Below are 17,424 nucleotides of genomic sequence, written 5' to 3'. Positions count from 1 at the left end.
ACCTAAGCAATAGCCAGATTCTTACTAATTTCTTTCACAATTTTATCAGCCGTAATTGGCATTCCATCATAATTTAAGATACGAATCAATTTCTTAGGATTGATTTCGAGTTCATTGATAAGTAACGAACGCATTTGGGCATCACGGTTTTGCTCAATAACAAAAACAACTTCGTGGTCTTCGATGAATTGTTCCACGTCTTTATTGAAAGGAAAAGCTTTGAGTTGCATCGCATCAAGAACAACATCTTGTTCACGCAATAAGTCGATTGCTTCTTCCGAAGAATAAGTAGAAGTTCCGAAGAAAATCACACCCAACGGACTCATATTTTTCTCTTGGTAGAAATGTGGTTTCGGCACAAGGTCTTTGGCTGTTTCCCATTTTTTCTCCAAACGCTGCATATTTCTTACATAAACAGCACTATCTTCGGTATAAACTGCGTATTCGTCACGAGAAGTACCACGAGTAAAATACGAACCTTTGGTTGGGTGCGTACCTGGGTAAGTTCGGTACGGAATACCGTCGCCATCAGAATCTAAGTAACGCCCGAAACGCCCCATATTTTCTAAATCTTCGGCAGTATAAACTTTGCCTCGGTCGTATTTACGTTCAGGATTCCACACGAAAGGCTCGCTCATGTGGTCGTTCATACCTAAATCTAAATCAGTCAAAACGATGATTGGTGTTTGTAGTCTTTCTGCTAAATCAAAGGCATCGGCTGTTAGCTCAAAGCAATCTTTTGGATTACTCGGGAAAAGCAAAACGTGTTTGGTATCGCCATGCGAAGCATAAGCTGAAATCGTAATATCTGATTGTTGTGTACGAGTTGGCATACCCGTTGAAGGGCCAGTACGTTGCACATCAATCAAAACTGCTGGAATTTCAGCAAAATAGCCTAAACCTAAAAATTCATTCATCAACGAAACACCTGGGCCAGAAGTGGCAGTAAAAGACCTCGCTCCGTTCCAGTTAGCACCGATAACCATACCGATGGCGGCCAGTTCATCTTCTGCCTGTACGATTGCGTAGTTTTTCTCGCCAGTTTCTTTATCCGTACGAAATTTCTTGGCGTATTTTTCAAACTTCTCAACAACCGAAGTTGATGGCGTAATTGGATACCAAGCTGCTACGGTTGCTCCTGCATAAACAGCACCGAGTCCGCACGCACCATTTCCATCAAACATGATTCGATTGCCTACTAAATCACGTCTTTCTACTCGAATATCAAGTGGATAACTGAAGTTTTCTTGCACATATTTTACGCCCAATTGCAAAGCTTGAACGTTGGCTGGAATGAGTTTTTCTTTACCTTTGAATTGTTCGGCTAAGAGTTGTTCCAAAACCGCAAACTCAATATCCAATAGAGCTGATAACGCTCCTACATATATGATATTTTTGAATAATTGGCGTTGGCGAGGGTCGGTGTATTGTTCCATACAAATACCCATCAACGGAATTCCGAGATAAGTAATGTCTTCACGAATATATTCTTTGTGTAGCGGCTTGGTGCTATCATACATAAAATATCCGCCCGAACGCACACTTTGTACATCTTTCAACATACTTTGTGGATTGACCGAAACCATCAAATCAATGCCTTCACGGCGGCCTAAATAGCCTTTTTCGCTTATCCTTACTTCATACCAAGTAGGTAAGCCTTGTATATTAGATGGAAAAATATTTTTTGGTGTAACAGGAATTCCCATTCTAAATATAGCTTTGGCAAACATGCCATTGGCACTGGCCGAACCAGTTCCGTTGACATTCGCAAAGCGTACTACAAAATCGTTGACTTTTGTCATATTAACATTCTCAAAAAAGAGGAAATTTCGTTTAATTTATTGCAAAGGAACAAGTCGGAGACTTGTTCTACATCAATGACTTCCGCACCCATGATGTGCTTTTGTTGTATTATAGAAAAACTTCTGCATATCCCAAGCTGAGGTAGGGCAACGCTCGGCACACAAACCACAGTGTAAACATACATCTTCGTCTTTTACCATCACTCGGCCTGTTGCAGCCAAAGTATTAGATACGAGAAGCGATTGGTCTAAGTGCAAAGATGGTGCTTTGAGACGTGTGCGAAGGTCTTCTTCGGTGCCATTGACCGTAAATGTAATACAGTCGGTTGGACAAATATCCATACAGGCGTCACACTCGATACAGCGGTTTTCGGTGAAAACAGTTTGTACATCGCAGTTTAAGCAACGTTGTGCTTCTTTGAAACCAACATTTTTATCGAAACCGAGCTCTACCTCTTTTTTGCGGTCGATAAGGGTTACTTTCTTTTCGGCTTGCGGCACTACATAACGGTCGTCATTAGCTACGATGCTATCATAACTCCACTCATGGATTCCCATTTTCTGAGAAACCAAGTTTGTCATAGGGTCAGGACGCACATCCAATGGTTTTCCTTGACAATATAAGTCGATAGAAACTGCGGCTGAATGGCCTTGTGCTACGGCCGTGATTACGTTTTTAGGGCCAAGGGCAGCATCTCCACCAAAGAAAACTTTTGGATTTGTTGATTGGAAAGTAGTGCTATCGACATTTGGCATATCCCATTTGTCGAATTCAATGCCTAAATCACGCTCAATCCAAGGGAAATAATTTTCTTGTCCGATTGCTACTAAGACATCGTCAGCTTCGATGAAAACGTGCGGTTCGCCCGTTGGAACGAGTGAACGTTTGCCTTTTTCATCATAAACTGCATGAACTTTCTCGAAAGTCATACCTTTTAGTTTGCCATTTTCTGAAACAAACGAAACAGGAACGTGATTATCAAGAATTGGAATATCTTCGTGTTGAGCATCTTCTTTTTCCCACGGAGAAGCTTTCATTTCAGAATATGGACTACGAACAACTACTTTTACGTCTTCTCCACCCAAACGGCGAGAAGTACGGCAACAGTCCATAGCAGTATTTCCACCACCTAAAACGATAACTTTTTTACCGATTGCTTTTGTATGTTCAAAAGCCACACTTGCCAGCCATTCGATACCAACGTGGATATTTGCTCCGCCTTCGGCACGACCTGGGAGATTTGTTAAATCACGCCCACGAGGAGCTCCCGTTCCGATGAAAACTGCATCATAACCATCATTTAAGACACTTTTTAGACTCGAAACGTAGGTTTTGAAGTGTTGGTGAATGCCCAAATTGAGGATGTTGTTTACTTCCTCATCTAAAACTGATTCGGGCAAACGGAAAGATGGAATTTGACTACGCATCATGCCACCGCCTTTGATTTGCTCGTCAAAAACGTGAATTTCGTAGCCCAAAGGAGCTAAGTCACGAGCAACGGTGAGTGAGGCAGGGCCAGCACCAATCAATGCAATGCGTTTTCCATTTCCTTTTGAAGGAATCTTAGGAAGCAAATGAGTAATATCGCCTTTGTTATCAGCAGCTACACGCTTCAAACGACAAATAGCAACAGGTTCTTCATCAACTCTACCACGACGACACGCTGGTTCGCAAGGTCTATCACAAGTACGGCCTAATACGCCAGGGAAAACATTTGATTCCCAATTGACCATATAAGCCTCGGTGTATTTTTCGGCAGCAATGAGTCTGATGTACTCAGGTACAGGTGTATGAGCTGGGCAAGCATACTGACAATCTACGACCTTATGGTAATACTCTGGGTCGTGTACATTTGTTGGTTCCAATGGTTGAATAGTTTTAAATTGAAATCGGTAGGTAAAACTACTTAATTTTAAAAAGTATTGCCAAATATTATTTTGTTAAATATTGAAAATGGCAATTATTATATAGTTTTTTGTTAATTTAATACAAGTTTTACATCTGCTTCAACTCGCTTACCAACTTTGCCAAAACGCCTTTGGCATCACCAAAAAGCATACTTGTTTTTGGTTGGTAGAAAAGAAGGTTGTCTATGCCTGCGTAACCTGCATTCATGCTTCGCTTATTGACAATGATATTTGTTGCATTTTCAACATCCAAAATTGGCATTCCGAAAATTGGCGATGAAGGGTCAGTTTTAGCAGCTGGATTTACCACATCGTTTGCTCCTACCACCAAAACCACATCGGTTGTGGCAAATTGTGGGTTAATATCTTCCATTTCCACCAATTTATCGTATGATACATTACTTTCGGCCAAAAGTACATTCATGTGGCCAGGCATACGTCCAGCTACTGGATGAATGGCATATACTACTTCCACGCCACGCTCTTCGAGTAATAATTCTAATTCGTGAATGACGTGTTGGGCTTGTGCAACCGCTAAGCCGTAGCCAGGTACGATTACTACTTTCTTGGCATAATTCATCAATATGGCGGTATCTGAAATAGAAATATCTTTGATGCTTCCATTTACTTCTGCACCCGAACCAGCGGAAGCTCCGCCACCAAATGCTCCGAAGATTACATTGCTCAATGGGCGATTCATGGCTTTGCACATCGCTAAAGTCAAGATTGTTCCTGCCGAGCCTACCAAAATTCCACCTGTGAGCATTACTTGATTTTGGTAGAGAAACCCACCAAAAGCAGCCGCCAAACCCGTGAATGAATTGAGTAACGAAATAACTACGGGCATATCTGCCCCACCAATCGGAATCACGAATAGAACGCCATAAACCAAAGCAAAAACGAATAATAAAACTACTAAAAACAGATGCTCAGGTTGTGCGTAAACAATGTACGCTCCGAATAAGATGAGAGCGATCATCACAACCGTATTCAGAATATTATACGAAGGAATTCTAATTGGTTTTTTCATGGTTTCGTTGAGTTTCAAGAAAGCAATAACGCTTCCGCTGAACGAAACCGAACCAATGATGAGTCCTGCAATAATTGTGGCTAATGCACCAGTTTTGCCCAGATTATGCTCATATTCCATTAAACCGATGATGGCGGCACAAGCTCCACCCATTCCGTTGAAGAGGGAAACGAGTTCGGGCATTTTGGTCATTTGAACTTTGCTTGCTGTCAGCCAACCTGCCACTGTTCCGACTCCGATTGCGGCTAAAATCAAAATGATTTTGATTGGTTCACGAGTAGTATAACCGTCGGCATGATTGTATAAGAAAATAGTGCCGACAATTGCCAATGCCATACCAAAAGCCGCATAAAGATTGCCTTTTCGAGCAGTATCTGGGTGACTGAGCATCTTTAAACCAATCACGAAAGTTACCGAAGCAACTAAATAAATAATGTCAAGAATATATTTTATTTCCATGAGGCTTTTGTCGAAAATTTAACTCTGGCAGGGTTTAAAACCCTGCCAGAGTTTGAACATTATTTTTTCTTTTTAAACATTTCTAACATTCTATCAGTAACCGCAAAGCCACCGACTACATTGAGGGTGCCGAATACGACCGCTACAAAACCAAGTGCCAAAGCCAATATATTTTCGGCAGGAGTATTGAGCATTACAATTATTGCCCCAACAATCACGACTCCATGAATGGCATTTGCACCACTCATTAAAGGCGTGTGAAGTACAGCAGGTACTTTTCCGATAACCTCAACGCCTACAAAAACAGATAATATAATAATGTATATCATCTGAATATTTTCGCCAAGAAAAGTGAGTATTTGATTCATTATATTTTTGAAAGTTTATTTTGTGAGCGAAGGGTGAACAATACTTCCATTATGAACAATCAATGAGCCCTTCGTGATTTCTTCTTCCATTTCCCATTTGAAGCCATCTTTAGTGGCGAGGTGTAGCAAGAAAGTAGCAATATTTTTGGCGTAAAGTTCGCTGGCATTGAGTGGTAGTGTTGAAGGAATATTTGCCTCACCCACAATAGTTACACCGTGTTTTTCGACAGTTTTGGCAAATTCACTGCAAGCACAGTTTCCGCCTTGTTCCACCGCCATATCGACTATCACTGAGCCAAATTTCATGTTTTTTACTACTTCTTCTGGAATTAACATCGGAGCTTTTTTGCCAGGAATTAATGCAGTTGTAATCACCAAATCAGCTTCGCAGATATGTTTTGAGATAACTTCCTGTTGTCTTTTTAAGAAATCTTCTGAAACACCTTTTACATAGCCACCTTCGATTTTAATAGAATCATCGCCTTTTACTTCAATAAATTTTCCACCAAGAGATTCTACTTGCTCTTTTGTTTCGGGGCGAATATCGCTCACTTCAACTACCGCACCGAGACGTTTGGCGGTAGCAATTGCTTGCAATCCAGCCACACCCGCACCCATGATTACAACTTTGGCGGGTTTGATTGTGCCTGCGGCTGTCATGAGTAGAGGGAAGATTTTACCCAAATGATACGCACCAATGATGACCGATTTATAGCCAGCTAAGTTGGCTTGCGAACTCAACGCATCCATTTTTTGAGCTCGTGAAATACGAGGAATGGCATCGACCGAAAATGCCGAAATTCCTTGCTTGGCAGCGGCTTCAACCATTTCTGGATTGGTGGCAGCATACATGAAAGAAATGGCCACCGCTCCTTTTTTCATAGAAGCGATTTCGTCGGTGCTGAGAGGATTTACTTTCAAAACTACATCGGCAACAGCGAGCAATGCAGATTTATCGTTTTGAATAGATACTCCGACTGCTGTATAGGCTGTATCATCAAAGAAAGATGTTTTTCCTGCGTCGTGTTCGAGGTGGCATTCAAATCCTGCTTGGATTAATTGTTTGCAGACTTCTGGCGTGAGAGCTACTCGGCGTTCAAATGGTTTGGTTTCCCTAATTACGGCTAATTTCACAGTACAATCGTTCGGATTATGTTCGTGAAGCAATGTAAAAATTATTCAATTATATATCAAAATATTTATAAAATATTTTTGAAATTATTTCTTTTTTTACCGTTTAGTAAACTTTGACCATGAAAACAACCGATAATTTGTCAACCGAAAAACGTGTTTTTATATTTGTTACAGATCTGCTGTTTAAGTGTATCAAACTTTTCTACTTCTCTGATAAGTTGATACACCCATCGAAAAAAACATATCCTATTTATCTCCTATATTTATGAAAAAGTATTGCATTTTGAGCATTTTGTGCTTTAGTTTCTTTACTATTGTTGCACAAACATTGCCGAATCCGATAATGTTCTGCACGCAAGTTCCTCAACCTAATGGTTTTGGTGCTGCATTTGAAACCTTCGGAAATCATCAAGCAAGCACTTATGCCGCTCCACGTGGAGGTGATTTATATATTCGATATACCGATGGTTTGTTGAAAAATCTTACGCAAGCAGCTGGTTATGGACAAACAGGTATGCAAGGTGCAAATGCCATTGCGGTACGTGACCCTTCGGTGCATTGGAGTGGAACGAAGGCTGTTTTTAGCATGGCAATTGGCTCGGCTACGCAACGTTATCAAGTGCAAAATTATGTTTGGAAGATTTACGAAATCACGGGTTTAGGTAAGACCGATACGCCAGTAATTACGCTGGTGCCGAATCAGCCAGTTGGTTACAATAATATTCAGCCGATTTATGGCACAGACGACCGCATTATTTTTACTTCTGATATGCCTCGTGGTGGAGTTGCTCATTTGTATCCACAACATGATGAGTACGAGTCTTCACCGATAGTTTCGGGAATTTGGAAAACTGACCCCAAGGCTTGCTCGATAGCCAGTGGACTTGAAATGCTTACTCATTCACCGTCGGGAGACTTTACGCCAAGCATCGACCAAGCAGGAAGATTGATTTTTACAAGATGGGACCACCTCCAACGTGACCAACAAGCTGATGCTGATGTTTATAACATTCTGAATAATACTGGCAATTATCTGTATGGTACTTTCAATTATGCCGATGAAACTGCCAATGCCACAAAATCGGGTATTTTGCCTGATGCTGAGATTTTTCCAGAACCTCGAAATGGCCGAACCGACTTGTTTGCTTTACCCGAATGGGTAAATACGAATCCTCAGACTTTTAATATTTTCAATCCATGGATGATGAATGAAGATGGAACGGAAATGGAAATGCTCAACCACGTCGGAAGGCATGAAATGGGAAATTACATTTTGAATAATTTCACGAATGACAATAATCTTACAGATTTTTATACACCTATAAGTCCGACACCAATTCGGGCGATGTTTCATATTCAAGAATCGCCTGTTACGGCGGGACTATATTATGGCATCGAAGCACCCGAATTTGGTACGCATGGCTCAGGAATGGTTGTTACTGTCAATGCTCCGCCAGGAACACATCCCGAACAAATTACTTTTACATACAAAACTCATCCCGAAACACGCTCGACCGATGATACGCCAAGTGTAAATCATTCGGGTTTATATCGAAATCCGATGCCATTGTCTGATGGACAAGTTTTGGTGACTCATTCACATTCAACACAACAAGATGCAAATATTGGCACTTCGACTGCTCCACAAAGTAAGTATGATTTCAGAATCAGATTATTGGAGTCGGCAGGAAATGGCTATTTGAAAGGAAACACGGCCATTACGGGTGCAGGTATTACGAAAAATGTCTCGTGGTGGAGTCCTGATGAAATGTATAGTTATAATGGTGTACTTTGGGAATTGTATCCAGTTGAAGTAAAAGCTCGACTAATTCCGACGACCACAACCAATAATTTAGAAACAGTTGCACCGTCTGAACAAGCACTTTTTACGGCTGCTGGCGTAAATTTACATGATTTTAAGAAGTTTCTTCGCCGAAATAAATTATCAGTTTTGGCGATTAGAGACGTAACAAGCCGAGACGATGCCGACCAACAACAACCTTTTAATCTGAAAGTTTCGGGTTCGGCTCACCAAACAATCAACCCCAGCAAACCGACCAATATTTATGAAGTAAAACACGTACAATTTTTACAGAATGATTTGGTGCGTGGAATTGGAGGTATAAATACACCAAAAGCTGGTAGAAGAGGTATCGCAAAATTTTTACATGACCCAACTGCGATGCCGTATAATCCGCCAACGACTGGCTCGCAGGGAAGTGCCAACATTCACCCTGATGGCTCAGCGGCAATGATTGTTCCAGCCGAACGTGCCTTGACTTGGCAGTTGACCGATGCCAATAATAAAGGAATCGTGCGTGAACGTTTATGGCTAAGCACAAGGTCGGGCGAGGTGCGTACTTGTACTTCATGTCATGGCGAAAGTACGCTTAATCAAGCAGGAAATACCTCGCCAACAAATGCTCCTCAAGCATTGACAACCTTGTTAAATCACGTAAAAACGATTGATAGTGATAATGATGGCATAAAAGATATTTATGATGCTTTTCCAAATGACCCTACCAAGAATATTGCTGAAGCAGTAAACGAAAAATTTGTAGCAAATTTGGCAAATTGGATAAATCAAAACCTTGATAATGACGCAGTTACGTGGACAACCGAAAGCAATAATTGCCACTCAAATGCAGCCGTAATAAATAATCGTGCCGCAGATAATACTGGAAAAATTGATAGATTAAGGCGATTTGTTGACCTTTCAAATATGGATGCAGCACAACTTTCGTTCGATGTGGCGTATGCCCGATATGATGCTACAAAATTTGATAGGCTGAAAGTTTATGCCGTAAAATGTGATGGTACGCAACAATTAATTTATGATAAAGCGGGCAGCACTTTGGCAACCGCTCCTGACCAAACTACGCTTTTTACGCCCACAAATTGCAACCAATGGCGAAGCGAAACAATTAATCTTTCGGCTTATGCTGGAAAAACTATCGAATTGATTTTTGAAGATGTGGGCGGATGGGGAAATCGGCTATTTTTAGATAATATTCTGATTCAAGAATTGGGAACTCCATGCCCCAATACCCAGAGCTTTTCGGGAATTCTGACCGCAGGAAAATATGATGCAGCATCCACAATTATTACTCAAAATGGTATGCCAACCAGAGTTTTAGCAGGAACGAATGTAACTTTTAACGGTGGAAATTCCATTACGCTCCAAGCGGGCTTTGAGGCTCAAAGTGGTAGTATTTTTAGGGCGTATATTGGTGGTTGTGGGTATTGAAACGAATTGTGAATTTGTCAAAACGTAGAGACAGGGCATGCCCTGTCTCTACCATAATATTGATTTTACCCAATTATATAAAATTAAAAAGACTCAGGTTCATAATCAATCGGTAGGAATTCGCCCATTTTTTCGATTCCCCAACGGCCTTCAAACAAAACAGCTAAAGGATTGACCAAATGCCCTGTTGATTCAATCAAAGTTTTGGGTTCTAAAAGCGTCAGAATTGAAACTTGTGGAGCGTCTTTTTTTCCTAAATCGGCAAATTGTGGTTCTTCAAATTCTCGTTCATAAAATACATAGAGATAATTTTCAAAATTCAGTAGGGAAAGATTTTCTCTAACCTCAAAAACACAATTTTCGTCCAATGGCAGTTTGTGCAAATACTGGACATAAGGCGAGCGTTTAGGGTTTGGAACTTTATGCAACCAAATATTTTTACTCAAAATAATATCAGTCGAATCGACTTCTTTTTTTGCTTTTGCGGCGTGCTGAATAATATTACCCAGACTGTCTTTGATTTCGGGAAAAAGAGGTACTAAGAAAAAACGTTTTTCTTCTCGAATCATCGTATAAACTTTATAGCCAGCATTTGCCCAATCGTGGTTAATGGTTGATTTCAAGAAATGCTGAGGCGAACCGAAGTAAGCTTTTTCTCGATTTTCGTGCCATTTTTGCTGTTTTCTTTCGTTTTTGGTAGTCATTTCCTGAAAAAATGGGAAACCATAATAGGTTACGTAGCTTTGAGAGAAACTGTATTTAAACTCTTCTAAATCATATTTTATCGTATAACCCAATGCTTTGTTTTCTATCTCCAAAGGCTCATCGGCATTGATGGTCAATTCAGATTCATCATCGCTTAATGAAAACCAAAGTGCTTTCGGATTTTTCAAAACACAATCTTCCGAAAAAGCAGTTCTGCCTAAAAAATGCTCTTTGAAAAGTGGATAATACCTCTCAAAACCATTTCTTAGTCTTTTCACGGTTACACCTTGCAAAGCAATGGCATCGGGCGAAAGCATAATCAGTAAAGGTTTTCGGAGTGTATCGGCTTTTATTTTGATAGAAATGGTTTCGTAGCCAATAAAACTCACCACCAAATCAAGAACACCCGCAGGTACATTGGTTAGTTTAAATCGACCTTTATCGTCAGCTTGTTGGCCTTTGGTTGAGTTGCTAATAAATACATTGGCAAATGATAGCGGTTTTTTGTCTTCTCCACTAATCACTCGGCCTTCAATGTTTCTTTGACAAAAACTAAGTGTAGGGATACACACAAAAAGGCAATATAAAACGATACTTCGGAAACGCATTGAGCAATAAAATATAATAAGGATACAAATTAATCATTAATAAATGATATTTCTACAAGAACGAGATTAAAATTATGCAGAAGTTTTGATGCATTCTTTTTTGAAATGGCAAAAACTTTTCTCAATTTTGGACATTAACCAATCAATCATGGAAGAGCAAAAGAAAATAACAAAGCATTATAAAAACGATGACATTACGGTTGTTTGGCAGCCACATATCTGTATTCACTCTGCTATTTGTTTCAGAGGTTTATCAAATGTCTTTAATCCACAAAAACGCCCTTGGATAACCTTAGAAGGCGCTGAAAGTGAGGCTATTATGAAGCAAATTGATGATTGTCCATCAGGAGCATTGACATATATCAAACACGCAGAAGAACCACAGAATTTGGACGTAGAAACCATCGTTGAACCGCTTCAAAATGGGCCTTTGCTGGTTTATGGAAATATCTCAATCAAAGACGCCGAAGGAAATCTGACCAAAAAATACAAAACAACGGCACTTTGCCGTTGTGGAGCATCAAGTAATAAACCTTATTGCGATGGCTCGCACGTGAAGGTTGGATTTGAAGGATGAACTTTTTAAGTAACGGATTAAACAACAGTCATAGAAAAGAAAATTCAATTTCAGAAGCAACAAAAGCGTAGGAAATAAATTCCTACGCTTTTGTTGCTTCTGTGAACTATTTATGCTAAACTGTTCATGCTTCCTAATATGTCAATGTTTCGAGACGGAGGTATATATGTAATTAATTTGTAACTCATTCATAATTTTTATCTTATCGCCAGCGGTAAATCTATGAAGAAAGTTGTTCCTCGGTCGGTTTCAGTTTCAAACCAAATATTTCCACCTGCGTGCTCTACGCCCCTACGAGCCATTGCCAAGCCAAGTCCCGAACCTCCAACTTTGGTCGTAAAATTTGGAATAAATACTCGCTGACGAATATTTTCTGGAATACCCGAACCATTATCTTGAATTTCGATGATAGCAATATTATCATCTTCATTTCTATAAAGCCGAAGATTAATGATGGCACGCTTTTCTTTCGGAACAGACTGTATTCCATTGATAATCAGGTTCGTAATTACCCGACTCATAAATTGGCGGTCGCCCACCACCCATGCTTCTTTTTCTTTGATATAAGCATTGAGCGAAATTCTTTCATCTTCTGCATATAAATCAGCCGATTTCTGAATCAACGGCACGAGGTCGAAAACTTCATTCCGTGGCACAGGCATTTTGGCAAATTCAGAGAATGAATTGGCAATTTCGCTGATATTATCAATCTGCTCGGTAAGAGAGTTTAAGGCACGTGCAATACGTTCTTTTGTTTTCGGATTATCGACCACAATCGTTCGTTGTAATTGCTGAATTGAGAGCTTCATTGGTGTCAACGGATTCTTGATTTCGTGAGCCACTTGCTTGGCCATTTCTCGCCATGCGGTTTGCTTTTCACTCATCGACAACGCAACTTTACTTTCTTCGAGCTTTTTCAACATCTTATTGTATTCACGCATCAAAATACCAATTTCATCGTCCGAATTCCACTCCACTCGGTCGTTCAATTTATCCAAATTCGTTTTCTTCAACTTCTGAGCCACCATACGTAGCGGATTAGTCAGAATATTAGATGCGAAATACGATAAAATCAATAAAATCAAGAATAACCAAGCGAAAACGCTCAAAATCGAAGCCACAACATCGGTTACTTGACGGTCAAGTGTTGGTTTAGCATCAAAAAACGGAATCCCGATTACTCCAATTGGTTTGCTATCATGTCCTTTGATGCTCATATAAGCGGTTTTATAATTCAAACTTCCAAGCGATTCTGGCAATAAGGCCTCATTTTCCTTCTCTTCGATAATTCGACGGTAAGCCTCAGGATTAATAAAAGACGAGAGTAAACCGTATTCATAAACCAACGGCCGAGTTGTTAAATCTAATTTTCCGTTAAGTCCATAAAAGTTAATATCAAGTTTTGTATCACGTGCTAAATCATTGATTTCCTGCTCCAGAAAAGCCCTGCTCATACGTTTTTGAATAAAACTTTCGAGTTGGAGCTGAACCGTAGATGTAATATTTTTGGTATTATCAAGATAGCTTTTTTCTTGATTACTGATAAAAGTAGAGTCGATAACGCTCAAAGTAATAATAATAACCAACAACAACGGCAGCAAAAATGCCGCATTAATATAAAGCTGTATTTTAGTGGCAAAATTGACGTTAAGGTTCTTCAAACCGTAGCGAATCGCATACAAAACCATTACGATAATTATGAAAAGTACTGAAAGCAAAAACAAAAACGAAAAATTAGAAAATAGATTTCGCCATGCTTGGTATTTAGCAGAAATCACTATTTTGCGTCCGTTTTGACCAATTTTACCGACATGTTTGAAATCGTTTAGCTCAATTCCTTTTTCATAAAGTGTCGAATCTGATAAAATACTTGTCGGTAATTTTCTTATATAATTATAGCTTCCCGAACTGAATATCAAGTGATTAGCTTTATCGAAAATTGCGTAACTATAGTTTTTTGTATCAGGCGTTTGTGTAAATTTTTTATCGAGCAATAGTTCTGGATAAACACTTTGAGCAAATTCATCACGGAGTTTCAAATCAAGTACTACGTAACCCACTAAGCTTGAATTTTCTTGAATCGGAATAAAAGTCAGGTATTGTTTGATAAAATTATTGCCAACATCATTGATAAAAAATACTGATGGATTGGCGGTCTTATACGAAGCTTGCTTGAAGGTTTCTTCATAAAAAGAAAGGTTTTTTGAGCCTTCCGAAATATCAAGCGAGTTTCCGTCGCTGTCAAAAGCCAAAACTTCTGTATCATAACGGTCGAAATACAGATCCAAATGCTTACTCTTGACCAACTGTTGGGTTTGCTCACGGGCGAGCGTTTGGCGGGTAATCGCCTGCCGAATCGCAGTATCTTGTTCTATGGTTTGAATCACTCTTGTGAGTAATCCTTCGCCCAATAAATCGTTTTCAGCTAAATATTTTTGCCCAAAATTCTGCTTATCAAAATAATCTTTTTTCTGCTCTTCAGAACGAATCACATACATCGCAATCAAAGCAAAAACAAACGCCCCCGTAAAGAAATAAATCGTGGTTTTATACTTAAAACTATACAAAAAACGTGGGTATTTGTAGAGATAAACCAACAAAAAGTACACGCCAGTCAGCACATAAATCCATCTGAATTGGTCTAAAACCGTGATAACAACTAAACCAATTACCAAACCTAATAACCATTTAGCAATAGCATTTTTTGTGTTTTTATTTATTCGCAGAAACAAGCTACTGAGTAAGTGAATAACCAAAAAGAAAATCACCGATAAAAGCAAGTAGAACGATAAAGTGGCAATTTTTAGGGCAGAAAACGAAATACTAAGTGAAAGATCAAGACTAAACTGCGATTTTTCGTAAATATTACAAAGGTTTCGATAACAAATAAACGTGAATAAAATAGCAATCACAACTAATGTAATCGACAGGATATTTTGAACTACTTTCGGAGCTTTGAATAATTTATAATAAAGTGTTGAGCGATAAAAACTCTGCACCAAGTAAACTACCAATATAAAAATAACGATGGCATTGAGCAATACATCGCCCAACGATGGAGCTAACTCATTGACAGTAAGAAACTTAGGATTAAATAAACTCGACTCATAAAAAATAAACGGAATACTATTAGCGAGCATCACCAAACGCACAAAAAACAAATAGAACATCAATAAAATAAATGCTCGACCAAATTGGTGTTTTTGGCGTAATCGAGAAATCCAGATAATGATATAAACGCCAAAAAGCAAGATACTGATAGCCAACAAAAAAAGCGTATTGGTTGGAATATTTGGCGAATTGATTTTTTCGATTTGAGGCGGAACAACAGTAAACAAAAACTTATCATTTTCGTCGTTGATATTGTAAAGACTTTTGCTACTTGGCGTATTCGTAATTTCTTTGGGTTCGGTAATGAAAACCTCGTGGTTATAACCATTTCTGAGATAATCATTTTCATTTCTAAACTTTCGATAAAGATTTATCAACGAAAAAATCTCAACTTTCGCTCCTTTATAACTCAAGGCGATCGAATTGGTAATATACTTACCATTATCTGCACTTAATAAACTGGCTTGTTCTCCTTTATAAAGTTGCTGATAATCAGGCACATAACGATGGTCAGACCAATAAACTAATTGACCATTACGGAAAACGTAGTATGGATAAAGCGTAGGTGTTTCAAAGTTCAAAAAAGTATTTCCCGAGGATTTTTGGTATTGCGTAGCCACATTAACCAATTCATTTTTCGAGACCAATATTTTTGACTTTACTCTACTTCTAATCGAATATATATAATGTTGTTCGGAAGCCCCAGGTGCATCTTTCTCAAAAATGAAAAAGTTTAATGCCGCAACTCCAAACAAAACTACCGAAAGAATTAGAAAAATATGTTTTTTAAGAAACTCCAATGCTTTTTTCTGATAAGATATTACCATACCTATTCATCGAAAACCATGCCAAAGACCATTTATATTCAGCAATTAAAAGTCTTCAACTTTCAATCGGTAGCATTTGATTTTTAATCAGCCCCTTACAGACCGACTTTTATTTCGTTATGTCTTTCTCAATCGTAAAACCCATTCCCGATTCAGTTTCGGCGTAGTCAATCCTTACGCCTATCAAATACATCAAATGACGCTTATCTATCAGTACCTTAACGCCTTCCACTTCGTAAAGTTCATCGTTTTCGGCGGCTTTATCAAGCCCTAAAAGATACGTTGCCGAGCAAGCTCCGCCCTTCAAACCAACTCTCAATGCATAGCCTTCGGGAATTTGTGAAGAATTGAGACTTTTTAATATTTCTGTTCGTGCTATTTCTGAAAAAGTTACCATGCTGCAAATATAGACACGATTTAAGAGATTTTAAGATTACAAGATTATTTTGAAGCAAAGGCTTCTTTGAAAAATACCAAATAAACATTTTGAAGCCGCAATCACTTACCTTACTTTTGTAACGAATAACACAAATAATAATGCAATCTCTTGTAGAATTACTCAAAATATTAATTCCAGCCGCCGCTGTTTTATATGGAATGTTTCTCACGATTCAGACTTTCCTGCAAAAACAATTTGAGCAGAAAGAACTTGACACCAAGGCCAAAACGATCGAAATCACTATGCCCATTCGCCTACAAGCCTATGAACGTATGACACTTTTTTTGGAACGAATCACACCTGCTAACTTACTTATCAGACTTGGCAGCCCCGACATGCAAGCCATTGACTATCAGCGAGTTTTATTGCAAGAAATCCGTGAAGAGTTTAATCATAACCTTGCTCAACAGGTGTATATTTCGCACGAAACTTGGGAGAAAATCCGCACTGCCATGAATGATGTCGTGGCTTTGATAAATACGTCAGCATCTGAAATTTCGCCCGATTCAACTTCAATCAATCTTTCTAAAAAAATCTTTGAAAAAGTAATCAACGAAAATCAACAGCCAACCGCTGAAGCCTTAAAAATACTAAAAGAAGAAGCTCAAAAACTATTTTCATGATAGTTATTCGATATCACCCAACGTTTTATGAACCCGTTTTTTGCGGGTTTTCGATTGATAATTTTCAGATAAAACGCTGATATTACCATCAACTTCGAGCATGGCCAAGTTTACTTTTTCTATAGTGTCAACTCCGTGTTCTCGCACAGCGGCTTGTAATTCTTGTACTGTAAAACCTGCTTGTTCAACATTTTGCTTCTGAATTTTTCCTTCGTAAATTAGCATTATGGGTTCTCCTTCAATAAACTTTTCAATTGGTTTAAACTTAAAAATAAGTTTTTTCAGTACATAGTTTATCACAAAAAGCGTACTTGCCGCCACTATCCCGCCTAAAAGTGAAGTATTTGGCCCCACCATTGCATTCTGTACAGCATTGCTAATGAGCAAGATAAAAACCAAATCAACTACCGAAAGCTGCGAAAGTTCTTTCTTCCCAAATAGCTTAATTGCCACTACAATAAAAACATAAACCGCCCCTGCTCGCAGCATTAAGTCAAGATATTCCGTCATTCTATAAAATTGTTTCTTTGTTTCCCAAATATAAACTATCTTGGGCATAAATCAAGAAATACTCACAGACATACCT

General features: G+C 38.9%; 12 protein-coding genes. 3 read left to right on the top strand and 9 right to left on the bottom strand.

All coding sequences use genetic code 11. The features are described 5' to 3' along the window. Positions 1-2 precede the first annotated feature (2 nt). The 5 genes from ABR854_RS16665 to ABR854_RS16645 form a co-directional block, all read right to left on the bottom strand. Complete coding sequence (locus ABR854_RS16665) at positions 3-1,802, bottom strand: 2-oxoacid:acceptor oxidoreductase subunit alpha (RefSeq protein ID WP_350266670.1); 1,800 nt, start codon at positions 1,800-1,802, stop codon at positions 3-5. Positions 1,803-1,874: 72 nt separating this feature from the next. Beyond that, a complete protein-coding gene (locus tag ABR854_RS16660; RefSeq protein ID WP_350266668.1) occupies positions 1,875-3,668 on the bottom strand; it encodes an FAD-dependent oxidoreductase in 1,794 nt (597 codons plus the stop codon). A 130-nt stretch (positions 3,669-3,798) separates the two neighbouring features. Beyond that, positions 3,799-5,199, bottom strand: coding sequence for an NAD(P)(+) transhydrogenase (Re/Si-specific) subunit beta (locus ABR854_RS16655; protein WP_350266667.1), 1,401 nt, complete (start codon positions 5,197-5,199; stop codon positions 3,799-3,801). A gap of 59 nt (positions 5,200-5,258) precedes the next feature. Continuing rightward, positions 5,259-5,567 carry an NAD(P) transhydrogenase subunit alpha part 2 gene (locus ABR854_RS16650; RefSeq protein WP_350266665.1) on the bottom strand — a complete coding sequence of 103 codons (309 nt, stop codon included), beginning with the start codon at positions 5,565-5,567 and terminating at the stop codon, positions 5,259-5,261. Between the two features lie 15 nt (positions 5,568-5,582). Further along, on the bottom strand, positions 5,583-6,701 hold the full coding sequence (locus tag ABR854_RS16645) for a Re/Si-specific NAD(P)(+) transhydrogenase subunit alpha (protein ID WP_350266663.1): 1,119 nt from the start codon (positions 6,699-6,701) through the stop codon (positions 5,583-5,585). Positions 6,702-6,966: 265 nt separating this feature from the next. Here ABR854_RS16645 and ABR854_RS16640 point away from each other — a divergent pair, with 265 nt between their 5' ends. After that, positions 6,967-9,948, top strand: a complete 2,982-nt coding sequence (locus ABR854_RS16640) for a 3-coathanger stack domain-containing protein (RefSeq protein ID WP_350266661.1) — start codon at positions 6,967-6,969, stop codon at positions 9,946-9,948. An 83-nt stretch (positions 9,949-10,031) separates the two neighbouring features. Here the strand turns inward: ABR854_RS16640 and ABR854_RS16635 are convergent, their stop codons facing one another. Beyond that, complete coding sequence (locus tag ABR854_RS16635) at positions 10,032-11,261, bottom strand: carboxypeptidase-like regulatory domain-containing protein (RefSeq protein WP_350266660.1); 1,230 nt, start codon at positions 11,259-11,261, stop codon at positions 10,032-10,034. A 148-nt stretch (positions 11,262-11,409) separates the two neighbouring features. On the opposite strand from ABR854_RS16635, the gene ABR854_RS16630 reads away from it, so the two are divergent. After that, positions 11,410-11,838: a (4Fe-4S)-binding protein gene (locus ABR854_RS16630; protein WP_350266658.1), complete on the top strand. Its 429-nt coding sequence runs from the start codon at positions 11,410-11,412 to the stop codon at positions 11,836-11,838. Between the two features lie 197 nt (positions 11,839-12,035). Here ABR854_RS16630 and ABR854_RS16625 read toward each other — a convergent pair whose 3' ends face one another. Both ABR854_RS16625 and ABR854_RS16620 read right to left on the bottom strand, forming a co-directional pair. Continuing rightward, a complete protein-coding gene (locus tag ABR854_RS16625) occupies positions 12,036-15,776 on the bottom strand; it encodes an ATP-binding protein (protein ID WP_350266656.1) in 3,741 nt (1,246 codons plus the stop codon). Positions 15,777-15,885: 109 nt separating this feature from the next. After that, on the bottom strand, positions 15,886-16,173 hold the full coding sequence (locus ABR854_RS16620; protein ID WP_350266654.1) for a HesB/IscA family protein: 288 nt from the start codon (positions 16,171-16,173) through the stop codon (positions 15,886-15,888). 140 nt (positions 16,174-16,313) lie between these two features. Between ABR854_RS16620 and ABR854_RS16615 the strand changes: the two genes are divergently transcribed. Continuing rightward, positions 16,314-16,838 carry a DUF7935 family protein gene (locus ABR854_RS16615; RefSeq protein WP_350266653.1) on the top strand — a complete coding sequence of 175 codons (525 nt, stop codon included), beginning with the start codon at positions 16,314-16,316 and terminating at the stop codon, positions 16,836-16,838. Between the two features lie 3 nt (positions 16,839-16,841). Here ABR854_RS16615 and ABR854_RS16610 read toward each other — a convergent pair whose 3' ends face one another. After that, positions 16,842-17,348 (bottom strand): DUF421 domain-containing protein, encoded by a 507-nt coding sequence (locus ABR854_RS16610; protein ID WP_350266651.1) that lies wholly within the window; start codon positions 17,346-17,348, stop codon positions 16,842-16,844. Between the last annotated feature and the right edge of the window lie 76 nt (positions 17,349-17,424).

Source organism: Emticicia sp. W12TSBA100-4 (assembly GCF_040253585.1).
Lineage (GTDB): Bacteria > Bacteroidota > Bacteroidia > Cytophagales > Spirosomataceae > Emticicia.
Note: the sequence above shows the minus strand (reverse complement) of the source record. Positions and strands in the feature narration are given on the sequence as shown.

What these genes read in the sequence shown, in the direction of transcription:
- ABR854_RS16625 (WP_350266656.1), bottom strand. Translation starts at nt 15,776, where the DNA reads ATGGTAATATCTTATCAGAAAAAAGCATTGGAGTTTCTTAAAAAACAT.
- ABR854_RS16630 (WP_350266658.1), top strand. Translation starts at nt 11,410, where the DNA reads ATGGAAGAGCAAAAGAAAATAACAAAGCATTATAAAAACGATGACATT.
- ABR854_RS16640 (WP_350266661.1), top strand. Translation starts at nt 6,967, where the DNA reads ATGAAAAAGTATTGCATTTTGAGCATTTTGTGCTTTAGTTTCTTTACT.
- ABR854_RS16620 (WP_350266654.1), bottom strand. Translation starts at nt 16,173, where the DNA reads ATGGTAACTTTTTCAGAAATAGCACGAACAGAAATATTAAAAAGTCTC.
- ABR854_RS16650 (WP_350266665.1), bottom strand. Translation starts at nt 5,567, where the DNA reads ATGAATCAAATACTCACTTTTCTTGGCGAAAATATTCAGATGATATAC.
- ABR854_RS16635 (WP_350266660.1), bottom strand. Translation starts at nt 11,261, where the DNA reads ATGCGTTTCCGAAGTATCGTTTTATATTGCCTTTTTGTGTGTATCCCT.
- ABR854_RS16655 (WP_350266667.1), bottom strand. Translation starts at nt 5,199, where the DNA reads ATGGAAATAAAATATATTCTTGACATTATTTATTTAGTTGCTTCGGTA.
- ABR854_RS16615 (WP_350266653.1), top strand. Translation starts at nt 16,314, where the DNA reads ATGCAATCTCTTGTAGAATTACTCAAAATATTAATTCCAGCCGCCGCT.
- ABR854_RS16665 (WP_350266670.1), bottom strand. Translation starts at nt 1,802, where the DNA reads ATGACAAAAGTCAACGATTTTGTAGTACGCTTTGCGAATGTCAACGGA.
- ABR854_RS16610 (WP_350266651.1), bottom strand. Translation starts at nt 17,348, where the DNA reads ATGACGGAATATCTTGACTTAATGCTGCGAGCAGGGGCGGTTTATGTT.